The sequence below is a fragment of the Bacillus sp. CGMCC 1.60114 genome, from assembly GCF_042676365.1.
GTDB lineage: Bacteria > Bacillota > Bacilli > Bacillales > Bacillaceae_G > Bacillus_A > Bacillus_A rhizoplanae_A.
Map to the genome: position 1 here is coordinate 1 of NZ_JBHTHG010000072.1, position 6,605 is coordinate 6,605.

The window sequence follows — 6,605 nt, forward strand, 5'->3', positions numbered from 1 at the left end:
TTGTTTTCTAGCAAGAGCAATTCCTTCAGCTTGGCGTTGTTTAATATCAATGCGCTCTTTTTCTGCAAAGGCTGATAATATTGTAAGAGTTGCTTTTTGAATTGTGCTCTGAATAACATCATTTGTACTTTCTCCAGTGTAATTAACGTTAATGTATGGTTCCTTTAGGGGTAGCGTCAGGAAAATGCAGATTTACAACGTTAAGGAAATTTCAATATTAAAAAGCCTGATTGCTGAAATAATCTTGAACGTTATCTCTAAGTTCTAAAACCCTTCATTATTATGCTTTCTTTCTCCAAATTTGATAGATGAGATTGCCATATTCACAACCCATCGCATGATGGTTGTTGGGTGCACTGAAATACCACGTTCTTTCAGGATTTCGGATACATCACGATAGCTTAAAGAAAAACGGCAGTAGTAGCCGACAGCTACTAAAATAATATCTTTCTTGAATTGTTATCCTTTAAAACATCTCATGTCTGATTCTCCTAGATCCTGTTTTCTCGAGTGAATCTTCATGGAAAAAATTTTGCAACAGAACCCCGATATATCATTACGCCCATTTGAAAAGCCGACACTTCTCCTGTTTCGATCATTATCTTTTCTCCTTCTTTTTCCTATTCTTCTGTATGACAGCGATAAGCAGTAACAATATCGGAAGCAACGTGAAAATAGATGACTCCAAAAGGGGGATGATGGTCTCAATAAATTTGGACAGTTCTTGCATGTTGGGAGATGCCCATATGCCGAATACAATCATCAAAATACCGATTGGTAATACAAGGGGGCGGTAATCAGAGAGATGTAGCCATTGGGCAGTTCCTAAAGCAAGCACATAATAAAATATTGAAAGTTTGATGAACACCCCCATCACCCAGATCACGATCACGACTGACTCAAGATGTTCAAAAAAAGTAGCAACACTAATGTATCGGAAAGCAGTAAACACTGGATGAGTATAAGTGGTTACTGATTCGCCAAATAAAAAAAGGTTAACGATATTGATATAAACCATGGCTACCATACTGAAAAACACCGAGATCATGCTCCATCTCCTTCCTTTTTCACGATCTGTCAAAAAAGGAAGGAGCATGGAGGTAAGAAAAACTTGACCGAACCAAAGCGATGGCTGAATTGCTCCTTTAATCGAAGGGGTTATACCATGCTCCATGATCGGAAACATATTCTCTGGTTTCAAATCAGGTAGAAGCAGTACAAATAGTAATAGTGTAAGCATATAGATTGGAACAAAGATTTGGGCAGCCCTTCCCAGCACTTCCACACCGCCACGCACAGCAAAGGCACAAACTAGAACCATGCTTCCAATGACTACAACCATTGGAGTTTTGGGAAGAAAAGAAGTCATAATGAAATCTGCATATTCCCTGTCGATCAAGCTAGATACATACAGAAAATAAAATAAAAAGACGAATCCAAGTACCTTGCCTATAATCCGTCCCACAATGTGTCGGATGTATTGAATAATAGTCTCTTTTGGGTACATTTTATGCAACTGATACACAATAAACGCTGTCAAAAATCCATTAAGAGACGCCCAAATTGGCGAAATCCACATATCACGAAGTGCATGCTTGCCTGTAACAGTCGGAATGGTAAGAATAGCGGTTGATATCATCGGTGGTAATACGAGAAGTGCCATCTGAAAGGCAGAAATTTTCCCTTTTTCGATCATCCTTTTTACCTCATTTAACTTTTCTTTTATTCTCCTCAAGAAACGAAATATTTAGAAAAAACTTTTACATCGACAAAATATTGTATAGTTTATTGATCTATAAGCGTATGATTTCTTTTTTCTTTCCGCTTCTTTTTCCGTATGACTGCGATGAGCAGCAGCATCATCGGAATGAATGTCATAATAAATGGTATATAGAAAGGGTCGATCGTCCCTAAAAAATGGTCCAGTTCCGACATGTTAGGAGATACCCATATACCGAATAGAATCACAAGAAAGCCAAGTGGAAATACAAGAGGCCGATAGTTAGATAGTTGAAACCATTGGGCAGTTCCCAGAACAAGTGCATAATAGAACACAGAAAGTTTGATGAACAACCCCAGCACCCAAATAGTGATCACGACCGACTCAAGATGTTCAAGAAAAGTAGCAACGCTAATGTATCGGAAAGCAGTAAACACTGGATAGGTATAAGTGGTTACTGATTCGCCAAATAAGAGAATGCCAACTATATTGGTATAAACTAGGATTAACATAGCGACAAATACTGATACCATCCCCCATTTCCTCCCTTTTTCACGATCTGCTACAAAAGGAAGCAGCATAGAAATAAGAGAGACTTCACTGAACCAAGCCTGCGGTACAGCTGATCCCAGGATCGAGGGCATCATACCCTGTCCCATAATCGGAAATATATTCTTTAGTTCTAAGTCAGGTAGGAGTAGAATGAACAGGAACGGCGGAAGTATAAATATTGGGGCTAACAGTTGGGAGGCTCTTCCCAATACTTCGACACCGCCTCGTACCGTAAAGGCACAAACTAGAATCATACTTCCGATGATTACGATCATTGGAGTCTTAGGCAAAAAAGAAGTAATAATGAAATCTGCATACTGCCTAGCTATAAGGCCGCTTGAATGCAATAAATAGAACAGATAGACAAACCCAACGATTTTTCCTGGAATCCGGCCGATAATATGTATACTGTATTGGATAATCGATTCCTTCGGGTAGCGCTTATGTAATTGATATACGATAAACACGGTAAAAAATCCAGTGAGGGCACCCAAAATTGGCGAAATCCACATATCACGTCCTGCGTACTTTCCCGTAATGGCTGGAACGACAAGACCAGCGGTTGCGATAATCGTTGGTACAATCATAAGTGCCATCTGAAGTGCAGAAATTCTCCCTTTTTCAATCATTTTCTTGTCTCCTTCTTTTATTAACACCCCATGATCCTACTATTTCTCAAGCATCTTACCAAGCGGTTTGAAAAGCTTATCAATCATCTGCGTAGGACCTGGCATGTCTGGAAAGAACAGAAGGAGGATGGCGAGCAGCCATCCCATCGCTGTTAAGGTTACAAAGGCCGCTTTCTCCTTTTTCTGATTCTGATCCATTTTGGGCCATTCATATAAAACAATAAGAACCACGCATACTGTTATGCCTGCTACCGTTATCCATTTCATTTCTTTTCTACCTCTTTTTCTTTCAAGCCCGCCGGTGTGGTAGACAAACCAGGTCGGCGTACACGCGTTTTAATAGCTATTTTCACGTCCACCTGAGGAAGGACTTTATCCCAATGATCTTTGACTTTCTCCCATTCTTTCGGGTATTTGCGGTGAAACGCATCTGCGAAACCGAACGCGTCCACATTCATCCCTTTCTTCACCTGTTTCAGGGACAGGTTCATGCGCTGTTTAATGTCTGTTTCTAAGTCTTTTTCTAGCTTCTTCGTAATATTGGGACTCATAACGTCAAGATGACTTCCATTTTGTACAATCGTACCTTCCGATGTGATCTTCGCTAGGATTTTCCACTTTCCATTCTCGATGGTCGGAAGGAGCTTCGTCGTTTGCCGAATGGGATCTAGTGATATGGATTCCCCTTTTTTGGGGTTTACTGTAACCGCAGTCACTTGAACTTCATTTCGTAACCACAGCAGTCCTCTCGTTACTTTAGTATCAATTTGACCGATCATTTTATCTTTTTTAAAAATAGCGGTCCCAGATATAGGAGCACCTGTTTTTTCTTTTAAAACTTTAATCATAGGCAAAAGAGCCACCCCTGCATCACCTGTTACCATCTGTTCAAAATCCTTCAGGGTAGTACTCATACCTATGTGCATCTCAGAGAGCTTTCGGAGCCCTTCTCCTATGTATGGCTCTATCGAGGGCTTAAATTCCAGAATATCGGCTGCCTCTCCATCACTGACAAACAAATAAGCGCGTTCCCGTGGTTCTGGGTGGCGAAGTAAAAAGTCAATTTGCTCATGAATGCCTCCTTCTTTAGCGAGCTTATCACCGATAATATACATTTTACAGTGCCCCCAGAAGATTTTACGTGGAAGTGTTGTCTGGAGCTTTGACGCAGCATCTGCTATATTTTCTCCAATCGCCGATCTTACCAACACCTGAGAGCCTCCTCCGCCTCCCGCTCCCACCTGTCCGCTACTCACAGCCCGAGGAATCAAAATTTGAACGGTAAGTCTGATGTTTTTCCCTTTTTCTTTGTCAATGGCAGTCCCTAACACCAGCGACGTATCATTCACTTCTCTTCTGTCCCAGCAACCGGTAAGCAGGAAATTAGTTAAAAACAAGAGAAGAATGAGGAACGGTTTTATGGTGTTTTGAGATAGAAAGAGATTCATTCTTGTTCACATCCTTCTCGTCATGTCTTTGCTCTACTATTCGTCTCCTCTGCTCGGACCGGGTTTCTGTCCGGAGGCCTGTCGGTATCGGTTGAATTCACCAGTTAAGCGAGGGCGTGTGTCCATCGTCCACCATGGAGCCCGAATCAAGGCATCTTGCAAATCACGCCCCTTCATAGGAGCGACGGGTTGAAGGTATGGAACGCCAAAAGAACGCAACGTACATAGGTGGACGACGATTGTGATCCCCCCAAGCATAATCCCAAGCAATCCCATCAAACCGGCAAGAAACATAATAGGAAATCGTAGCATTCGTAACGCGATCCCTTGCGTATAGTGCGGCACCATAAAAGATGAAATGCCTGTAATCGCAACAACGATGACCATCGGAGCAGAAACTAGGCCGGCTTGAACGGCAGCTTGACCGATAACTAAAGCGCCAACAATACTAACAGCAGCCCCAACCTGTTTCGGAAGCCGAACCCCTGCTTCACGCAGCGCTTCAAACGTAATTTCCATCATTAATGCCTCTACAAGGGCCGGAAAGGGAACGGTTTCCCGCGAGGATGCCGCACTAATCAGCAAGGCTGTCGGCACCATCTCCTGGTGGTAGGTAAGGACCGCTACATAGAGTGAAGGCAAAACAAGAGAAAACATCATAAACGCAAAGCGCAACAAACGGATGACGGAACTAATCAGAAAACGTTGGTAATAATCTTCTGGCGACTGAAGTAAGGAAAAAAAGCTAATCGGAGCAATTAAGACAAACGGAGTACCGTCCACTAGAATGACCACACGTCCCTCTAGGAGATTCGCAGCGGCTGCATCCGGCCGTTCCGTATTTACAAGTTGCGGAAAAGGCGAATAGGGATTGTCTTCAATCAGTTCTTCGATATACCCACTTTCCAGTACACTGTCTATGTCAATGCGTTGTAAGCGGTTTTTGACTTCCTCAATGAGAGTTTGATCCGCAAGTCCTTCTATGTAAGCAATCACAACAGAAGTATCAGTATAGCGCCCGATTTTCATCGATTGCATTTTGAGGGCAGGACTTTTGATCTTTCTGCGAAGTAGAGAGGTATTGACTCCCAATGTTTCCACAAATCCTTCCCGTGGTCCCCGCACAACGCTCTCTGCCTGAGGTTCTTCAATTGATCGCTTTTCCCATTTGGCCAACCCCAAGGCGAGTCCGCACGCTTCTTGTTGTACAAAAAGCACGGGGTGCCCGCCGGAGATATTCTCTATACAATCCGCAAACGTCCTGACATCTTTTATCTTTGAAAGATGTACCTTTTTCTCTAACATTTCCCGTGGACTACGATCCTTTCCTTCTGTTTCCGACATAAGCGGGGCAAGCACATGCTTATCGATCTCCTCAATATTAGATAACCCCTCTATATAAACAAGAATGGCTTTCGTTTGTCCACTAATCAAAAACGTCCGGAAGACCACATCAAAGCAATCCTGATACATGGAGCGAAGAACCTCTAGGTTTTCATCCAGGTCGGAAGAAAGCAGAGTTTGTTGCTCAGTAACCTGTTGTGTATTGATTTGTTTTTGCTGATGGAACCTTTTTCTATTTTTTCGAAAGAACATGGACAGCGCCATCCTTTTGTTCAAGATTGTATGGAACATCATGTGAAACTTATTTTTATCTTGCGATGTATCTAGCAAATCTATCCTATTTAATTAGAAATTTTTTCAACCTTTTCAACATAACGTTAATTGTATGTTTTCTTGTGTACATGAGGAGAACGGTTCTGTTGCGAAATTTTCTATATGGGGTCACCATACATGCTCATCAAGCTAAGAAAAGCAAATACCTCAAAACAAAAAATATACATTTTTTTGTTTTGGGGCGTTATAAAATTCTTAAGTTGATGGATGTGTGACGTGACCCCTCATACGGCTTTCCGACGTACTTCTTTCTTTGGCTTTACAGAATCAACTCGCTAATTTCAGCGGAGTAGTTAAGAAGGGTTTTGGTGCAAAAATAATTCGCTAGAACCATAGAATAGTAATATCCTATTAACCTTGAGGTTAAGCAACTAACTTAAATAACTTATGAATGACTTCAACCTCATTTTGGGCATAGTTCACCCTTTGGTGAAGTTGCCCTTTTTTTATCATATGCATAGCTTCGATGCCCCTTAAAATCAAGGTAGCTGTACGAAATGATTTCAATCCTAACATGGATCGAACTCTCTTCTTTATAAAACGGTGATCCTGTTCCACGATATTGTTAAGATATTTACG

The 6,605-nt window shown here is 41.7% G+C and carries 6 protein-coding genes and 2 pseudogenes; all 8 read right to left on the reverse strand.

The genetic code is table 11. The annotated features are described in order from the left end of the window. A pseudogene (locus ACFQZ1_RS11110) lies at nt 1-168 on the reverse strand (recombinase family protein); the annotation flags it as partial. Nucleotides 169-286: 118 nt separating this feature from the next. Further along, a pseudogene (locus ACFQZ1_RS11115) lies at nt 287-444 on the reverse strand (IS6 family transposase); the annotation flags it as partial. A 154-nt stretch (nt 445-598) separates the two neighbouring features. Then, nucleotides 599-1,696: a GerAB/ArcD/ProY family transporter gene (locus tag ACFQZ1_RS11120; RefSeq protein WP_377882257.1), complete on the reverse strand. Its 1,098-nt coding sequence runs from the start codon at nt 1,694-1,696 to the stop codon at nt 599-601. 89 nt (nt 1,697-1,785) lie between these two features. Further along, entirely contained in the window at nt 1,786-2,901 is a 1,116-nt protein-coding gene (locus tag ACFQZ1_RS11125; protein WP_377882258.1) for a GerAB/ArcD/ProY family transporter, read from the reverse strand. Nucleotides 2,902-2,940: 39 nt separating this feature from the next. After that, nucleotides 2,941-3,168 carry a hypothetical protein gene (locus ACFQZ1_RS11130; protein ID WP_377882259.1) on the reverse strand — a complete coding sequence of 76 codons (228 nt, stop codon included), beginning with the start codon at nt 3,166-3,168 and terminating at the stop codon, nt 2,941-2,943. Next, complete coding sequence (locus tag ACFQZ1_RS11135) at nt 3,165-4,349, reverse strand: Ger(x)C family spore germination protein (protein WP_377882260.1); 1,185 nt, start codon at nt 4,347-4,349, stop codon at nt 3,165-3,167. Before ACFQZ1_RS11135 ends, ACFQZ1_RS11130 begins: the two co-directional genes overlap by 4 nt. 36 nt (nt 4,350-4,385) lie before the next feature. Continuing rightward, nucleotides 4,386-5,945, reverse strand: coding sequence for a spore germination protein (locus ACFQZ1_RS11140; RefSeq protein WP_377882261.1), 1,560 nt, complete (start codon nt 5,943-5,945; stop codon nt 4,386-4,388). 444 nt (nt 5,946-6,389) lie between these two features. Further along, on the reverse strand, nt 6,390-6,605 hold a 216-nt coding region (locus tag ACFQZ1_RS11145), incomplete at its 5' end, for a DDE-type integrase/transposase/recombinase (protein WP_377882262.1).